General features: G+C 40.1%; 11 protein-coding genes and 1 riboswitch. Of the genes, 7 read left to right on the top strand and 4 right to left on the bottom strand.

What is annotated here, in order from left to right:
- Both ACLCDV_RS24195 and ACLCDV_RS24190 read left to right on the top strand, forming a co-directional pair.
- Positions 1 to 771: a uroporphyrinogen-III synthase gene (locus tag ACLCDV_RS24195; RefSeq protein ID WP_313184859.1), complete on the top strand. Its 771-nt coding sequence runs from the start codon at positions 1 to 3 to the stop codon at positions 769 to 771.
- Between the two features lie 435 nt (positions 772 to 1,206).
- Positions 1,207 to 2,076, top strand: coding sequence for a cupin-like domain-containing protein (locus ACLCDV_RS24190; RefSeq protein WP_317669272.1), 870 nt, complete (start codon positions 1,207 to 1,209; stop codon positions 2,074 to 2,076).
- A 93-nt stretch (positions 2,077 to 2,169) separates the two neighbouring features.
- Here ACLCDV_RS24190 and ACLCDV_RS24185 read toward each other — a convergent pair whose 3' ends face one another.
- Both ACLCDV_RS24185 and ACLCDV_RS24180 read right to left on the bottom strand, forming a co-directional pair.
- On the bottom strand, positions 2,170 to 5,049 hold the full coding sequence (locus ACLCDV_RS24185; RefSeq protein ID WP_411972438.1) for a PD-(D/E)XK nuclease family protein: 2,880 nt from the start codon (positions 5,047 to 5,049) through the stop codon (positions 2,170 to 2,172).
- Positions 5,050 to 5,056: 7 nt separating this feature from the next.
- Complete coding sequence (locus ACLCDV_RS24180; protein WP_411972437.1) at positions 5,057 to 8,407, bottom strand: UvrD-helicase domain-containing protein; 3,351 nt, start codon at positions 8,405 to 8,407, stop codon at positions 5,057 to 5,059.
- 572 nt (positions 8,408 to 8,979) lie between these two features.
- On the opposite strand from ACLCDV_RS24180, the gene ACLCDV_RS24175 reads away from it, so the two are divergent.
- From ACLCDV_RS24175 to ACLCDV_RS24155, 5 genes are all read left to right on the top strand, one after another.
- Positions 8,980 to 9,501: a 30S ribosomal protein S16 gene (locus ACLCDV_RS24175; RefSeq protein WP_070570321.1), complete on the top strand. Its 522-nt coding sequence runs from the start codon at positions 8,980 to 8,982 to the stop codon at positions 9,499 to 9,501.
- A 119-nt stretch (positions 9,502 to 9,620) separates the two neighbouring features.
- On the top strand, positions 9,621 to 10,145 hold the full coding sequence (gene rimM / locus ACLCDV_RS24170; RefSeq protein WP_075994448.1) for a ribosome maturation factor RimM: 525 nt from the start codon (positions 9,621 to 9,623) through the stop codon (positions 10,143 to 10,145).
- Positions 10,146 to 10,248: 103 nt separating this feature from the next.
- Positions 10,249 to 11,100: a hypothetical protein gene (locus tag ACLCDV_RS24165; RefSeq protein ID WP_317669275.1), complete on the top strand. Its 852-nt coding sequence runs from the start codon at positions 10,249 to 10,251 to the stop codon at positions 11,098 to 11,100.
- 218 nt (positions 11,101 to 11,318) lie between these two features.
- A riboswitch (SAM riboswitch) is annotated at positions 11,319 to 11,421 on the top strand.
- Positions 11,422 to 11,491: 70 nt separating this feature from the next.
- A complete protein-coding gene (gene metF, locus ACLCDV_RS24160) occupies positions 11,492 to 12,448 on the top strand; it encodes a methylenetetrahydrofolate reductase [NAD(P)H] (protein ID WP_088163184.1) in 957 nt (318 codons plus the stop codon).
- Between the two features lie 247 nt (positions 12,449 to 12,695).
- Positions 12,696 to 15,725, top strand: coding sequence for a DUF2723 domain-containing protein (locus ACLCDV_RS24155; RefSeq protein WP_411972436.1), 3,030 nt, complete (start codon positions 12,696 to 12,698; stop codon positions 15,723 to 15,725).
- A 148-nt stretch (positions 15,726 to 15,873) separates the two neighbouring features.
- Here the strand turns inward: ACLCDV_RS24155 and ACLCDV_RS24150 are convergent, their stop codons facing one another.
- Both ACLCDV_RS24150 and ACLCDV_RS24145 read right to left on the bottom strand, forming a co-directional pair.
- Positions 15,874 to 16,539, bottom strand: coding sequence for an OmpW/AlkL family protein (locus ACLCDV_RS24150; protein WP_411972435.1), 666 nt, complete (start codon positions 16,537 to 16,539; stop codon positions 15,874 to 15,876).
- A gap of 458 nt (positions 16,540 to 16,997) precedes the next feature.
- On the bottom strand, positions 16,998 to 18,668 hold the full coding sequence (locus ACLCDV_RS24145) for a glutamine--tRNA ligase/YqeY domain fusion protein (protein ID WP_411972434.1): 1,671 nt from the start codon (positions 18,666 to 18,668) through the stop codon (positions 16,998 to 17,000).
- Positions 18,669 to 18,712 lie beyond the last annotated feature (44 nt).

Raw genomic sequence — 18,712 nt, 5'->3', positions numbered from 1 at the left:
ATGCAAACTTCAGACGTAGAAAGAGCAAAGAAGGTAAAAAGTGTACTGGTGACTTTACCAAAACCTGAAAACGATAAGTCCCCTTATTATGATTTAGCAAAGAAATACGGGTTAAAATTAGATTTTCGAGGTTTTATACACGTAGAAGGAGTTCCCGCCAAAGATGTGCGTAGGGATAAGGTTAATTTAGCGGATTATTCTGCAGTAATATTTACAAGCAGAAATGCTGTAGATCATTATTTTAGAATTTGCGAAGAGATGCGATTTGAAGTGTCTGCAGAAATGAAATATTTTTGTATTTCAGAGACGATTGCCCTCTATCTTCAAAAGTATATTCAATATCGGAAACGTAAGATTTTCTTTGGCAAACAAACGGCCAAAGACCTTGAAGAAGTGTTGAAAAAACACAAAGGAGAGAATTTCTTATTCCCGTGTTCGGATGTCGCCAATGAGGAAACAAGTAATTGGTTACAACAAAACGGCTATAAGTTTACACCAGCTGTGCTTTTTAGAACCGTTGTAAGTGATTTGACGGATCTGAAAGATGTTTTCTACGATGTTATCGTGTTCTTTAGTCCTTCTAGTGTACAATCGTTATACGATAACTTTCCTGATTTTAAACAAAATAATACAAGGATTGCAGCATTTGGTGCTTCTACTCAACAGGCGCTTTTGGATCACGGATTGATTTTAGATATCCCTGCTCCAACACCAAAAGCACCTAGTATGACCATGGCTGTTGAAGAATATATCAAGAGGGTAAATAAATAATAGCCTTGTAAAAAGGTAAATAACAAAAAAAGGGTTTTAAGACCCTTTTTTTGTTATTTATTTAGTTTGAGCGCCCATAAAGATCCATAAGGGTTTGCATCCGCGCTGATTTATATCTGCCTACATCCGCATAATTTCATTTGTGTGTGTTGGAGACAAGATCTATTGGAATGATATGACTCTATTGCGATTGTGGAAAGAATAGGTAAATAGAGGGAGTATTACAGTTGTTTGCTAGGATATCAATATGATGGTGGACCGAATCGATGGTGTTAAAATGTAATAAAAGTGACGCAGGTCATTGAGATTTTAAGTATATTTCTATTAAATTGCTTGGAATAATTTATTCCAATTAAAAATAAAGCATAGGCAGTATTTTTAAAATTTGATAGAAATATTTTTTTTATGTTTGTAATTAAGCAAAATTAGTCAATCGTGAAGTTAAAGCAAGTTGATAAAATTTCGGGCATTCGATCAGAGGACTTCTTAAAAAATTATCTGAAACCAGGTTTTCCTGTAATCATATCAGATTTTATAAGTGCAGATAGTCCAGCGTGGAAGAAATGGAGTTATGATTACTTTAAAGAAATTGCAGGGGATATAAAAATAGATGTCTACGGTAAAGAGGAGGAATCGATGGACCGCGCTGCCAGTGCTCCTGTTGGCCATATGACATTTGCAGAATATTTGGATTTGATCACAAGGGAACCGACAGAGTTACGGTTATTTTTGTTCAATCTACTCAAAATACGCCCTGAATTGAAACACGATGTTATTTATAACGATGTCACAGGCGGTAAGGTATTGCAATGGTTGCCATTTATGTTCTTTGGTGGAGAGGGGTCAAGTACCCGTAATCATTTCGATATTGATATGTCACACGTGTTTATTTCTCAATTTCAAGGATTAAAACGTATTTGGCTTTTTCCGAATGATCAATCTGATCTGATGTACAAATTGCCCTACAATTTTCATAGTATTGCAAATCCCAAATATAGTAGTGAAGAGGAATATCCTGGAATTAAATATCTGGATGGCTATGAGGCGGTGATTCATCCTGGAGAGACCTTATATATGCCAGCGGGCTGGTGGCACTATATTCAATATGAGACAGAGGGCTATTCGATTTCGGTCCGGGCTTTAGCAAATTCGATCAGTGAGAAATTGAAGGGCGCGCGCAATCTGTTTATCACGAGACATTTTGATAATACCATGCGGAAAATTTTCAAGGATCACTGGTTCCACTATAAGATTAATACAGCGAAACGTCGAGCCAATAATGCGATTAAAAGAAACAAACGTTAATATAGAAAGGGGACGGTAAATGTCCCCTTTTGTTTTTAAAATGTTTTTTTGTACAGCATTTTGTTTGACCTCTCCTTAAAGTCTCTGCTATATTCATTCTTCTGCATCACCCCATTTGCTAGCTTCCCGATAGAATAATGTATAGGGGTCACTTGGGTAGACCATTGCGTCCGGGTTATGCCGAAATGGGACATCTGGATTAAAAATCTCCTGAAGAATATTTCGCATAAATCTGATAAAATTTTCTTTTTGGAATGCGAGAAATTCATCGGTCAATATTCCCTCTTTACCGTTGAATAATGTTCCCTCTTCCCGCATTTTACGCGCAACATAGAGGTGGGGTTCGAGTTGTTTTCTTCCTGTTTTCTGTTCAAATACATAGGCATAGAATAGCGTTTGCACCATTGCTTTATTTTCGGTATTTGGCGCAAATACCTGATCGATTTCTTTGAATATGATCGAGTCTCCACCTGTCTTGTAATCGACAATTCTACTGATAATGCGATCGTCCTGTGTTACGACCTCGTCTACACGGTCAATGATGCCGTAAAGTGTGACCTGTTGTTCTTCTCCATTGATCTCAATAGGAAAGGGCAGTACATAATCGTTGTCATTCTCAAGTTCAATAATCCGAAATGCTTTGTAGTTGTTGATGTCATATTCAAGATACATCTTGACATACTCGCAGGCAATCTTCAGCATGATCCGCTGCAGGCTGTTTAAATCATGTGTTGTCTTTAATTCGATCTGATATTGCAGGCCTATTTCACGAATCACCTGTGCTTCTATCTTGTCGATCTCGTGCCGTAAGACAGTTGTCGGTGTAAAGTCCTGTTGCCCCTTGAAAGGTAGGAATATCTTCTCCATGACATTATGGATGACAGTTCCCAGTTTATTCATCTCAAATTCCTGAGAGATTGAAGGCGGTTCTTTGATGCCGGCAATATGTTTTAGGAAAAACTGTAGTGGGGATTGCAGGTAAGTTGTAAATGCTGTTGCTGATATCCGTTTCTGGTTGACGATAAAGTCCTGATACATCTTTTCCCAAACTTGACCACGTTTCTCGATGACGATCTCTTGCGCTTTATCTGCAAATTGGATGGTCTGTTGTTGAATTTTTCGGTCAAACTGAAATTTACTTTCAAACTCCAGCTGTTTGATAAAGCGACTTTCTTCGCCCGTAGAGCTTTCGTCCACCAATCCATTGTAGAAAATATGTATTCCTTCACTGTATTGAAAATGTCGATAGAATAAATAAGCCGACAGCGCATCCTGGTTCTCCAATACTGGAAGCCCATAAGCGCTTCTCAGGCTATTGGGTATAAAGGTCGGTGAATTGGACGTTTTGGGTAGAATGCCTTCATTTGCGCCTAGAATATATACGTTGTCAAAATTTAAACAACGACTCTCCAGGAGTCCCATAATCTGAATTCCTTCTAGCGGATCTCCTTCTATCGCCGAATTTATTGGGGCAATTGCTTTTTTAATCAGGCCAATCTGGAAACTGATGCTTAAGGGGGCAACTGTTTCAAAGCCCAATAGCAGCTGGTTCAGCGTTTTCTTCGTTTCGATCAAGAGGTTGTTGTCAATTTGGCGGATACGTTCCTGTGAAGAGATACTTTGCAACAGGTCATCGACGAGCAGAATGAGCGAAGGTATCAAATGTGCCGAGTTTTCGATTGGTACAAAAAACTGAGGCAAAGAGCTTTTGAGATGAATGTCTTCTAATGCGATCTCAAAGAGCTGTTTGTCGGCAATCTCTTTTTGGATCTGAAGTTTATCTGCTAAAGAAACCATACTGAGTGGATGGTTGATGAAGGTCTCTATAACCTGATAAGGAATCTTCCGTCTCTTAAACTGCGATATTTCCAAATGAACATCCATCCATAGGTCCAGGATACCGAAAATGGGAGACTGCGTCAGGGGATATCCCGTTGTGATGTTGGGGTTGACATCGGGTAGACTCTGCAGCAAAGGAACAAGCAGGTTTTCATCTGCTAGAAGAATAGCCGAGGTCTGTTCCGCTTTATGGTGCTGTTCGAGGATATCATAGAGCAGTTTTGTTTGGCTGATCTTTCCGGTGCTGGCATATAGATTTACGGTTGAGGTTCTATTGCCAATAATGTTCGGGCTATCGCCAAGGGCATTGACCAAACCTGTTTGAAAAATATTTCGACGGATAAAAAGTCCCGCCTCCTGCATAGTGTCCTCCAGGTAATAGGCATCGGCATCAAAGTAGAATAGTGCGCTGCCTTTGTCCTGCCATTGTCTAAATAATTTTGCCTCGGCTTTATTTAAAGCATTGAAACCGACAAAAAGGATATGCTGAAAGGAAGATGCAAACTGCTGATTTGTAGCTTTGCCTTCAACCAGATCACGGTAGATTGTTGGATAGTTGGTTTGGCCTTCTGTTTTAAGCTTTTCTTTAAATCGATCATATAATACCGGTAGTCTTTTCCAGAGTTGAAGAAAGCGCTCTTGTACGCCACTATGCCCCGCAATAGAAAAGGACTGCCAAAATTGACGGATAAACCCTTGCTGTTCTTGCGTGAGATGTTGAAAAGCAATGTCGATTTTGGTATTGTCATACAGTTCTAAATAGATCTGCTCGATGGGAACGAGATCATAATCCAGTTGACCGAAGTCACTCAATATAATTTCGGCAATGGGATAGAACTCTTCCAGCGTTTCTGGTTGCTTGCCCTCAGCTACCAATAACTCATTATGAATATTAAACAGATGAAAAAATTGGGTTAAGGGACTGGCTTCGGTATCATCGGTCGAAAGTCTGAAAAATTCCTGAATCGTAAAAAACTGCGGCGACCAGATCGCCTGGCCATACACTTCAGCAAGATGTTTTTTGAGGTAGGTAATCGGCCGTTTATTATTAAACACGATGGCAATTTCACTCAGATCGTTTCCAAAACGCTTTTGAATGTCTGCTGCTACTAATTTTAGAAAGGCTGTCTGCATCGTGCTATTATTTTACTTCAGTTAATTGATTTGATTTCGCATAATAGAGATAGGCTTTAACGTTGTTATAGCCAAGGTTCTCCAAATTCTTTTTATAGTTGTCGACTTGGTACTTGTGCCCAATATAGTCTGTTTGTGTGAATTTAAAATCCAGAACGATTGTTTCTTCCTTGGAGGTGAAGACTTTATCTGGACGGATCGTCTCACCTTTAGCCGTAATAATGCTTGCTTCATTCCAGATTTTATAGTTTCCGGTGAGCCATTTATTGATCATGGGGTGCTTCCAGATCTGATTGATCTCCTGCATGAGAAAAGGCTCTTCCTCTTTGGAAAGGATTCCTTCCTGGATCAGTTGGCGTACCAGTTTATGGATGTCTTCTTCCTTTGAAATTTGAGCCATAATATCGTGGGCCAATATCCCGTACTGCGCGGCTTTCTCCAGCATCATAATATCATTGATGTTACGCGTACTCGATTTCTCTAAGGCCATTTCTAATTCTTTGGAAATGGGGTAATGGCGAAGGGAAATAATATTGTCTTTTTGAGCCTGATGTTTTTTTTGTTCGATCGTTTGATCGATGTGTACACCTTTTTCTTCCAGTGCAAACGGAGCTATCGGGCTATCCAAGACTTGATAGAGCACATCGCTGATATATTCGTCTTTAATATCATATCCTGTAATTTCGCCTGTTTTTTTGTCAACAGATTCTTTAAAGGAAGGTGCCGTGATATAGAGATGCTCAACAGCACGCGTTGTTGCTACATAGAATGTATTGAGTGCATCCATGTAATTGAACAGCATCTCTTCAAAATATTGCTTGAAAAATACAGATTTGCCGACTGTAGATGTATATTTTATTGGAATTTTTCCCAATTGGGCGAAAGGAGTATCTGTGGTCTCTATCCAAAAATCGCCATTGATCATGCCGTCGAGATCCCAGGAACAGAATGGAATCATCACCACGTCATAAGCTAGACCTTTTGATTTGTGGATTGTTGTGACCTCGATTGCATCAATTTCTCCGTTGGAAGGGAGCACCGCCCGGTTGCCATCTTCTTCCCAAAACTCCAGGAACTGAATAATGCCACGTTCGCCATTGGTGGAGAAAGCTGAGATCATATCTTTGAACGCCAGGAGGTAAGGGAGGTGGATATTGTCTGTGGTTGTGAAACCGTAGATTTCAATGAGTTTTTCAATTAAATGAACTAAAGGCTGTTTCTGCGCCATTTCCCAGGAGTCAATCAGCGCCTCAGGGAGATAATCTTTAAGTGCGCGGATGTCATTGCTGGCAAATTTTAACCATGCATTTTGATCGATTGTCTTATTTTGAATATGCTGGTAGAGATAGACCATCTTTGCTTTATGGATGGTATGTTTGTCCGAATTATAGACTAAAGCCTTCAACGTTTCGATCATTAATAGTACCGCATCATTGCTCGCCAAGGTTAATGCATCACCGGATATCACTTCAAATGTAAGTTGCTGCTCTTTTTTGAAGTCCATGAGCTTTTGGATGACCAATTTAGCCTGTACATTACTCCGTACCAAAATACCGATCTGCCGTGCCTGATAGCGGCCCTTACCGAGCCAGTCGCCTATTTTTTGACATAGTTGGAGTAGCGACTCTTCAATAACCTGATTTCTTCTGTAGCGTCCATCAGTGACAGGAATGTAGGAGATTTCGATAGATCCTAATTGGTCATGTTTCCCTTTTTTATGTTCAGGTACTTCCTGTTGGCTGTTTTCATAAGCTTTGACCAGCATAGTGTCATTGCCAGTAGAAATCCACCACTGTTTACCTTCTTCATCAAGGCTTTCGAATACTTTTTCATTCAGTACCTGTTGCAGATGTTGGGGAATACTGCTAAAGAGGTAATTGTTTAAATGGATGATATTTGGAAGACTTCTAAAATTGGTGTCGAGGCTTCCGTTTTCGATAAAGGTGGTTTTGCTATCCTCGTCTAAGTGAAAGGTATGACCAACCTGTTGTTCTACCTGCTGCAGGAGTATGCGCCAATCCCCATTTCGCCAACGATAAATACTCTGTTTGACGTCCCCAACGATCAGGTGCTCGCTGATTGTGCCTTTGGCGTCTGCCAATGCATTGATCAGTAGTGGACTATAATTTTTCCACTGAATACGCGAGGTATCCTGAAATTCGTCAAACAAAAAGTAGTTAAAACGATTGCCGATCTTCTCCCAGATAAATGTTGGATCGCTATTTTCATCCAATCCGAGTTTGTTTAATAAAATCTGCGAGTCGGAAATTAATTGAGCGCCATTGTCCCGCCGCCATTGCGTCAGTAAGTCGCTCATTTCCTTGAGGAGGCGCAGGTAATAGAGATTACTTTGTACCGCTTGATAAGCAATGTAAGCCGATAGATTATCGTGTAGCTTTTGGAACGATGCCAGAATGGGGCTGAGGGCGGCGATAAGATCATGCCGTATATTTTTGTCACTATCTGTAAAAGCATCTTCATTGTCGATCAACTGGAGATATTTTTCCAGTACCTTGGCAATTTCGGAAGCGCTCAGCTTTTCCGTTTTTTTATTGGTTTTGCTAGCGGAGATTATTTTATTACGCGATTTACCTTTCAGATCACTTTCGGAGATGTTAAAATTCTTGAACGTTTCACTAAAGGCTTCAATCGTCAGCGAGAGTGCTTCCGTGAAGGAGTTTATCTTCTGTTCAACTTCCTGATTGAGGAGATTAAAAACCTCCTTTGGATTGGCCGAATTGATGTAACCATCAAATTCCTGAAAATTTTCAGAGAAAATAAGACTTGCCAAACCCATTAATTGTTGGCGGTAGTTCCAATTTTCATTTTTTGCTATTTTCTTTTCCGCATAAGCGATAATCCAATCCAGTAGGTCGGGGCGTTCATCCAGCAATTGATTAAGCATGACCGTTAGGTCATTTTTCACTTTGTTGACATTCATTTCAATCTTATAAGCAGCATCAAGATTGAGTTCATACGTGAATGCACGAATAACTTTTTGGGAAAAACCATCAATTGTACTTATGGTAAAATGACTGTAGTCATGTAGGATACGTCGATACACCCGAAAAGCTTTCTCTTGTACCAGATGCGGATTCCAATCTGGTTGCTGCTGAAGTAAAAGCTTTCTGAAATCTTCAATTTTAGGGCTACGATTGCCTGTTGCCAAGCCATGGAGTACCGAGAGGATACGTTCCTTCATCTCGGCGGTTGCCTTATTGGTGAATGTCACCGCCAAAATCTCCTTATAGCTATTCTCGTTGGAGAGTAGGAGTGTGAGATAGTGTAAAGTTAAGCTAAAGGTTTTTCCCGAACCGGCTGAAGCTTTTAGTATTTTTAATGGCGCAACAGATTTCATAGAATGAAGGTAGAAAGTAAAAAGTGAATTGGCAAAAATGTCGCTGACTATTTCGAAGCTATTGTACACAAACGGTTCATCCTGTTTACATTTGGTAAAGATGCCCTTTTAAATAAAGGAGTTTTTTGTGCCTTGATTTTTGAAAAGTTTGTTGTAGCTGCTTTATGGAAGCAAGAAAAGACGAAGGTCTCAAGGGTAGGTATTGCGCTTGAAAGAGCTTGTTGAAAAGAGCTAACCCTATCGTTTTCAGTGAAGTTTTATTAAATGCTTTATGGAAGCAAGAAAAGACGAAGGTCTCAAGGGTAGGTATTGCGCTTGAAAGAGCTTGTTGAAAAGAGCTAACCCTATCGTTTTCAGTGAAGTTTTATTAAATGCTTTATGGAAGCAAGAAAAGACGAAGGTCTCAAGGGTAGGTATTGCGCTTGAAAGAGCTTGTTGACAAGAGCTAACCCTGTCGTTTTCAGTGAAGTTTTATTAAATTATAATGATGATTAAAAAAAAATAACTATCTTTGCATCCCCTCTAGTATGAAGCTCGGGGGATATGTTGAATACATAAAATAAAATTAAAAAATGGCAACTAAAATCAGATTGCAAAGACACGGTAAAAAAGGACGTCCTTTTTACCACGTAGTCGTAGCGGATTCTCGCGCTCCACGTGACGGTAAATTCATCGAACGTATTGGTTCTTACAACCCAAACACAAATCCAGCAACTATCGTTTTGGATTTTGAAAAAGCTTTGGATTGGATGAATAAAGGTGCTCAACCAACTGACACTGCTCGCGCTATCCTTTCTTATAAAGGTGTTCTTTACAAAAAACACTTGCAAGGTGGTGTGAAAAAAGGTGCTTTTGATGAAGCTGCTGCTGAAGCTAAATTTACAGCTTGGACTGACGCTCAAGAAGCTAGAATCTCTGGTAAAAAAGATGGTTTAGCTCAAACTAAAGCTGAAGCTAAAAAAGCTGCTTTAGTGGCTGAAGCTAAGAAAAAAGAAGAAAAAGCTGCTGCTGTAGCTGCTAAAAATGCTCCTGTAGCGGAAGAAACTGCTGCTGAAGAGACTGAAGCTCCTGCATCAGAAGAAACTGAAGGTTAATTCTTTCATAAAGTATTCGAGAAAGCCGACTCAATCTTGAGCCGGCTTTTTTTGAAACAGCCAATAGGCTAATGGTTTGCCAAATCATGTCTCACAGCTAATCGCTAAATACGAAATATATGACTATTGATCAAAGCTTTTACATTGGTTACATCAGTAAAACAAGAGGTCTTAAAGGAGAAGTACAACTATTTTTTGAATTCGAGGAATACGAGAGTTTGAATATCGATGTTGTCTTTGTGGAAGTGAACAAAAAACTTGTTCCTTATTTTGTTGATACCATTAAATTTCAAAAAAATAGTACAGCCTATGTGACATTTGAGGATGTGGATCATATCGATAAGGCTCAAGTACTTGTACGTAAAAAGCTATATCTTTCCAATGATAAGATGCCCGAGCGTGATCCAGACGATTTTAGATATACTGATTTAATCGGTTTTTTAGTGATTGATGAAAACCATGGTGAACTGGGGCAAATAACAGACGTCCAGGAATTTCCACAACAGTTTGTCGCTTCGGTAAATATGGACGGTAAAGAACTGATGTTCCCGTTGTCTGATGATTTGATCTTAGGAATCGATGGCGAAGAGGAGATCATTGAAGTTGAATTGCCAGAAGGCTTAGTGGATCTTTATAAAGAATAAGCATATCGCCAGGCTTATTCAAATAAATAGCAGTATACAAACTATTGCAGTAATTTCTTATCTTGGTCTGTATATTATTACTGGCCATAATTATTGATTGATTTTGAAACCGTTATTACTACTGCTATTTATATTCTCGTTGTCTTCTTGTGCTTTCTTTGGGAAGAAAAAGGACTTTCCTGAAGGCAATTACCAAATGATACTGGGCTATTCAAATGAGGAGTATCATAAAGTAAAAAGAGAATCACCCCAAAATGTGGAGGCAGATGCCTATGGTAATGATCCTATGCTATACCGGTCCTTTCTCTCACTCCAGGATAAAGATAAGTTTGTGATGGCGATCGATGATATCTTACTCTTCGGCAAGTATAGATTCAACGGCGATCGATTAGAATTGAATGATGAGAAAAAGGGTAGCCTCGCCTTAGATATTGTTAAGGTAAAAGGCGATTTTGTTCAGCTGAGAGGTGATTTTTCACAGTTTAGCTCAGCGCATGTACCCACTAGCGAAAGACTTTATATCAACTTTGCGCTAGATAAAACTCCTATCCGGGAGACCCCGAGCAAATTTGATAGCCAGGTGAATCTATGGCGAAATGCCCCTGTAAAATCAGAAAGTGAAAAGGAGATAAAGACCCGGACACTGAATTTTGTAGATTATTCTATCGCTTATTTCCAGCACATATCAAGTTCTGGCACACATCACGATTATCGATTGGATGGTGTTGAATCACCAATTATTTATGCTGAGAATGGCATTGTGCTAAAGAAGTGGGAAGATGTTCCTGAATCCTGGAAGGAATTGTTTTACAATGAACAAAATGCATTAGTTGCCTATCAATATTTATTTGATGGTTTTAAATATGGATCGAAAGAAGAGTACCATGTTACCGGACTCTTACTGATCACATTTTATCTCAAAAATTTACGAAATTCCCTGGCAACGAATCTTTAGCCGATCCTGTAGTGACGTAGGCAATCTCTTCGCTGTCAATGATCCTCGGTCGTTAATTTTATCTGTTTTTTTAAGTCTTTTACTTTTGTTGGAGCGTAAATTTCTATTATTGCTTGGGAATAAATCCGAAGCCGTACTTATTGCAGTCTTTTTGCCACTATTTTTGCCTTTTCGAAAAAATATTTTTGTCGTTTGATTTTTTAAAACGATATTAGCAACGCTTATAGAGAAAGGCCGAGGGACTAGACCCGTTGAAGCCTTAGCAACCTGTCTTGTTCAAGGTGCTAAATTCTACCCTACTCCATGTGGGAAAGATAAGTTACATGTAGATAAACGATTCCTCGACGTGTGCGTTTCGATGTAAGCCAACCAAACTAAAAACAGTTTTTTAATGAAGATTATCGATCATATCCAGAATGCCAAAGGAAAAACATTGTTTTCTTTTGAGCTATTGCCACCGGCGAAAGGGCAGGGCATCCAAAGTATTTTTAAAACCATGGATGAACTGATGGAGTTTAAACCTCCTTTTATCGACGTAACCTACCATCGGGAAGATTATATCTATAAAGAGCATGCGAGTGGATTACTGGAACGCGTTTCCTATCGTAAACGTCCTGGGACAGTGGCGATATGTGCTGCAATCATGAATAAATATAAAGTAGATGCGGTGCCCCATTTGATATGTGGTGGTTTTACAAAAGAGGAAACTGAAAATGCATTGATCGATTTGAACTTCCTGGGGATAGATAACGTCTTGGTATTGCGGGGAGATGCACGTAAGGGCGACGCCGATTTTATACCGACCGATGGTGGACATGCTTTTGCAACAGACCTACTTGAACAGGTAACGGATATGAATAAAGGAAAGTATCTGCATGAAGACATTATCACATCGGAAAAGACTGATTTTTGCATCGGAGTAGCGGGCTATCCCGAAAAGCATTTTGAATCGCCAAATTTCAATACTGATTTTAAATATCTGAAACAAAAAGTCGATATGGGAGCAGAGTTTATTGTGACTCAGATGTTCTTTAATGTTGAAAAATACAAAGAGTTTGTAACAAAATGTAGGGACAATGGAATCCATGTGCCTATTATTCCGGGATTAAAACCACTGACAACGAAAAAACAGTTGGTTACCCTACCAAGGATATTCCATTTAGATATTCCAGAGGAACTGAGCGATGCTGTTTCAGCATGTAAAACGAATGCCGACGTCAGACAAGTAGGTGAAGAGTGGTTGGTGCAACAATGTCAGGAGCTGATTAAATTTGGCGCTCCGGTTTTACATTTCTATACGATGAGTAATCCTGGTCCAACAAAGAAGATTGTTGAAAAACTAGCCTAACTCATAAAAGTAATACGAAAAGGGAGCTGATAAGCTCCTTTTTTTATGGCAGTATTCGTTGTGAAAGCCTAAAATATGTTCAGAATTTCGATCGTGTGGTTTAGGTCGATCGCTATTTTCAGGGTTTAATAGCCTGTTTATAGTCAGATACTTGTGTTAAATAGTGTTAATTAACTTATTGGAATCAGGATAACTTTTTAACTTAAAAGTGCTAAAAAAGATTTTAACAATAGACCAAATTGACCTTATGACGTACACTAGATTAAATTCTCTACTCGGCTTTGCTTGCGGACTAATTGCTACATGTGTCTATATCGCCACCGTTGAAAAGACGGTAAGTTGGTGGGATTGTGGTGAATTTATTGCCTGTGCCTACAAGCTGGAAGTGGCACACCAGCCGGGAGCACCATTATTTCTTCTTATTCAGAATATATTTTCCAACCTAGCTTTGGGTAATGCAGGTAAAATCGCCTATTGGATGAATATTGGATCCGCAATCTGCAGTGGGCTTACTGTTACATTTTTATTCTGGACGATAACAGCAATTGCCAAAAAGATACTCAACAGGCAAGAGAACGTTCAATTATCGAATTATTCCCAAATTTTTGCAGCGGGTTTAGTTGGTGCAATGGCTTTCTGTTTCAGTGATTCATTCTGGTATTCGGCTGTTGAATCCGAGGTATATGCGATGTCTTCATTGTGTACAGCAATTGTTTTTTGGGCAATTTTAAAGTGGGAAGTCCGTGCAGATGAGGAAGGTAGCGATCGTTGGCTGGTTTTTATTGCTTTTGTTATGGGCCTTTCGATCGGAGTGCACTTATTAAATCTGTTGGCAATTCCGGCTATAGCGATGGTTGTCTATTTCAGGAGAGCAGGACAGATCAGTGCGAAAGGTACAATAAAAGCTTTCTTGTTAGGAGTGTTGATCTTGGGAGCCGTATTGTGGGGAATTATTCAATGGTTGGTCGGTTTAGCAGCGAAAGTGGACCTTTTATTTGTAAACTCACTAGGTTTAGGTTTTGGCTCAGGCATCTTGTTTTTGTGTCTGCTGTTGGGGAGCTTTCTCATTTATGGCCTATATTATTCTTATAAAAAGCGGCAATACACACTGCATACCGGGTTGCTGGTCTTTTGTTTTATTCTATTTGGGTATAGTTCCTATACCATGGTTTTGATCCGTGGAAAAGCGAATCCCTCGTTAAACAATAATGCGCCGGACAATGTGTTTTCTTTTTTGGGTTATCTGGGCCGGGAGCAATATGCCCGCGAACCTTTATTCAAAGGACCCTATTATGATTCGCAAGCCGTTGATGTGGAGCGTAAAACCGCTTATCGCAAAGATGAGTCTGGTTATATTCCTTTTAGTCAGGTCGATAAGTATACGTTTGATAAGGAAACTTTCTTTCCCCGCATATATAGTCAAGATGGAGCCCATCAGGCTTATTATAGGAGTTACCTCAATTTGAAGGAGGGGCAGCAACCACAGTTCTCGGATAATTTTAAGTTCTTTTTTAATTTTCAACTGGGGGATATGTACACCCGATATTTCTTGTGGAATTTTGTCGGTAGACAGAATGACAGGCAAGGGTATGGGACCTATAGTGACGGCAATTGGTTGTCGGGGATTAAACCATTGGATAATTGGCGTTTGGGAGGGCAAGATAAAATATCCAAATCGCAGGAGCATGACCCGAGCCGGAATACCTATTTTTTCCTTCCCTTGCTACTGGGAATAGCCGGTGCAATCTGGTTGTATCGAAACAATAAACCTTATACCGTGGTCTTGACCTTACTGTTTGTGTTTACGGGTATAGCGATCGTTGTTTATCTCAACCAAACTCCTATGCAACCTCGGGAACGAGATTATGCTTACGTAGGATCTTTTTATGCGTTTGCGATCTGGATCGGACTGGGCGCAATAGCATTTGTTCGGTTTCTCAATCGTTTTGTACAAACACGGTATGCGTTGGCCACAGGTATTTCTTTCGCTTTATTGGGCGGTCCCATTATTTTGGTCCATCAAAATTGGGATGATCATAATCGCTCTGAAAAATCGCTGGCAAGGGATATGGCACGTAATTATTTAGAATCCTGCGCTCCAAATGCTATTCTATTTACCTATGGAGATCATGATACATTTCCTGTATGGTATTTGCAAGAAGTGGAAGGAGTACGTCCGGATGTTCGGGTTGTGGTATTAAGTTATCTGACTGGCGATTGGTATATGCAGCAGGCCAAGCAGCCGACGTATCAAGCGGCAGGTCTTCCCGTGACGATCCCAGCTGAAAAGACGAAAAAAGGCGTTCGTGATTATATCCCTTTTGTGGATAGACAGCTTGACAATGCGGTGGATATACAGCAATTATTACAGTTTGTCACATCGGATGATCCGGAGTATAAGGTTCAGCTGAATTCAGGTGATATGGAAAATTATTTCCCTTCCAAGAAGGTCCGATTGCGCGTTGATAAAGAGGAGGTGGTTAAGAAGAATGCGGTTCCGGCTTATTTTCAAGGTGCTATTGTTTCTGCAATGGAATGGGAAATTCCGAATGATCATCTGACCAGGGCGGATTTAACCCTGTTATCGGTGCTTGAAAATAACCATTGGGACAGACCGATATATTTTTCGAACATGCTGCCAAGTGACATTAAATTGGGCCTGGATAAATACCTGGTCAATGAGGGCTTTACTTCCCGATTGATGCCTGTCGCTGCTACAGATCAGTCGACAGGAAAACGAAATGAACAGGCCGGGCTAGTTAACATGGAAGCATTATATAACAATATTATGCATACGTATCAGTGGGGCAATGTTAAAAATGCACAGTATTTAGATACCGATTCGTTCCGCTTTACAAGTATGTACGCCCGTGATATATTTGGAAAAGCCGCCCGGATGCTCTTGGCCAATGGTCAGGTCAAACAAGCTGGGGAAGTAGCGAAAAAGGCATACGATCAATTACCCGATCGTGTATATGCGATGTCGGATGCCATCAATTATGCCGATATTATCGACAGTCTATATCGTTCGGGACAACCTCAGCTAGCCAACAGGATGATGGACCGAAACCTTGATTATGTGACTGAAAATATGGAGTATCTACATCAGTTGGTGACGGATAAGAAAAACCTGAGCTTCGAGTGGAATGATATTCAGACCGGTTTGGATTCTGTAGACCGGTACAAGGCTATTTTATTGGAAGCAAAAGATACCAAGCGATTGGCACGTGTTGAGCGCTTGAGACAGCAATATCAAAATTGGTACGGAGTAGAATAATGTTGATGACATACTGAACCAAATTTACGCGGTCTGCCTAAACCGCAAATTGACTGCTGTGCTTGAGGTAAAAAAAAACCAGATGAGGCCTCTTCTAAAATATTGGAAGAGGCCTCGATACATATAGGATAGGGAATGAGCCAAATGATTAGAATTTCATGCCGACTCCAAAGCCGAGCAGGAAGGGATTGATGTCAACTTTTGCCGGTATGGATAAGTTGGGAGCGAGGTTTGATGCATCAACATTGACATCTGTTTTTAAAAGAATATACTTCGCATCCAGATTCACGAAATATTTTTCAGATAGCTTAAAATCAATTCCCAGCTGAGTCGCAAAACCGAAAGCATTATCGTATTTTACATTTTTTACCGTTTGTCCCGCGTTGGCGCTATAGAATATGGTATAATTTATTCCCGCACCTACATAAGGTTTAATGGCACCATCGGGGAAGAAATGATACTGAGCAGTCAGTGTGGGTGGAAGGAGCCATACACTGCCAAGATCGACATTGCTGGATGAACTACCACCAATGGCAGTTAAATTTGAACCGGTTGTATTGACTTTATGTTTTGTAGTCCCAAGGATCAATTCCGCCGCAATGTTTTTTGTGAAGAAATAGGTGAAGTCCAGTTCAGGGATAAATTTCGTATTGATGTCGACGTCTCCGCCTATGGTATTAATATTGGCCGATTCGTTTGGCATGACTGTCACACCTCTGAGCCTCATTTGCCAGCGTTGATTAGGGATTGTTTGTGCCTGTAAACTTAGTGCGCCTAGGGTGAAGGTCAGTGCAGTTAAAAGTAGCTTTTTCATATCATTAAGGGTATTTGTTTGCTGTAAAACTATTGCTAAAATCACGGCAAAAGAGTGACGATAATCAGGTTGAAAAATGAATGATACAATGTTTTTCTTATTGCAGATGATGTACCTTTATAAATTACTGCTGTAAAAAAAGAGAAGTACGGGAAAGCATAAATCTTCTCTTGTAGTTTTTCAGTTCGAAGAAAGTAAACGGGCAGGCAGTTTTCAAGCAGTTATCTGGATTGAGAACGAGCTAACCTGATAAAAGGTGGTCATTTTCGAGCAGGAGTGGATTCTTTGGGAAGCTTTATCTATGAGAGCTGATGTTCCAAGAGGTTGACAGAGCTGTAGTTTAGCCAGATTAATGGGGATATAAATCCGGCATGTTGGAGAATTTAGGGGATAAGAATACACGATAAAAAGAAGCGGTTGGAAGTGATTCCAACCGCTTCTTTTTATGGGTTACGGTTTTACGCGTTTTTCTTTACTTCCTTACCCCAAGAGTCTTTTAATGTAACCGTACGGTTAAAGACTAAATGAGCTGGAGTTGAATGTGTATCTAAGGTAAAATACCCCAATCGTATAAACTGATATCCTTTCCCCGGGGTTGCATTTGCAAGATCCGGTTCAATGTAAGCACGTTCAATAATATGTAGGCTTTCAGGATTGATCGATGCTTTAAAATCTTCGGCAGCAGCAGGATTTTCCTCATTGAACAATCTGTCGTACAATCTCACTTCGGCTTCTTTTGCATGTGGAACCGAGATCCAGTGGATCGTTCCTTTTACTTTTAATCCCGAAGTGTCTTCTCCTGATTTTGAGTTTGGAGCATACGTACAATGAACTTCCGTTACATGGCCATTTTCATCTTTCACAAAATCATGACAGGTGACGATGTAAGCATGTTTCAAACGTACAGAAAGTCCAGGGCCTAAACGAAAGAATTTTTTTGGTGCATCTTCCATAAAATCATCGCGATCTATCCAGAGCTCCTTTGAAAATGGAATGGAGCGTGAACCTTCACCACCTTCGACTTCTGGATTGTTCTCGCCAACAAGATCCTCTACCTGACCATCAGGATAGTTTGTGATCACCAATTTGATCGGATCAAGAACAGCCATTCTGCGCCATGCCGTTTTGTTGAGATCCTCACGGATACAAAATTCCAAAAGACTGACATCGATCATGTTTTCACGTTTTTGAACACCGATTTTTTCACAGAAGTTGCGGATACTCGCAGGTGTATACCCTCTTCTGCGCAATCCTGAGATCGTAGGCATACGCGGGTCGTCCCAGCTTTCAACAAACTTCTCATTGACCAACTGCAGCAATTTACGTTTACTCATGACGGTATAAGTCATATTCAAACGTGCAAATTCGTATTGTTTGGAAGGGAAAATCTCCAATTTATCAATACACCAATCATAAAGTGGACGGTGTGGAATAAATTCCAGCGTACAGATCGAATGTGTAATTTTCTCAATGGAATCTGATTGTCCATGCGCAAAATCATACATCGGGTAGATACACCATTGATTCCCTGTTCTGTGGTGATGTGCATGTTTGATGCGGTATAACAAAGGATCACGCAAATGCATATTCGGGCTAGCTAAATCAATCTTTGCGCGTAGCACTTTTTCACCATCTCGGTATTTACCGGCACGCATAGCCGCGAATAAGGTTAGATTTTCCTCAATAGACCTATCGCGATAGGGCGTTGGAACACCCGGTTCTGTTGGGGTACCTTTTGCTGCTGCAATTTCTTCAGCAGTGCTGTCGTCGACATACGCTAGACCTTTTTTAATTAGATCAACGGCATAACTATATAGTGTCTCGAAATAATCTGAAGTATATAATTCCGCTGCCCACTGGAATCCAAGCCATTGAATATCTTTCTTGATACTTTCAACATACTCAGTGTCCTCAGTCACAGGGTTAGTGTCATCAAAACGTAGATTAGTCTTGCCATTATACTGCTGTGCTAATCCAAAATTCAAGCAGATGGATTTGGCGTGACCAATGTGGAGGTAACCATTTGGCTCAGGAGGAAAACGTGTCAATACACGTCCGCCATGCTTCCCTGTACGAAGATCCTCTTCGACAATTTCCTCGATAAAATTTAATGATTTTTCTTCACTCATAATACAAAGTTAATTATTCGCCGTGAAATATTAGCTAGGCGATC

The organism is Sphingobacterium sp. Lzh-3 (genome assembly GCF_046764375.1).
In the GTDB taxonomy this organism is placed as follows: domain Bacteria; phylum Bacteroidota; class Bacteroidia; order Sphingobacteriales; family Sphingobacteriaceae; genus Sphingobacterium.
The sequence above is the reverse complement of the archived record's forward strand: the minus strand, read 5'-3'. Positions and strand labels throughout refer to the sequence as shown.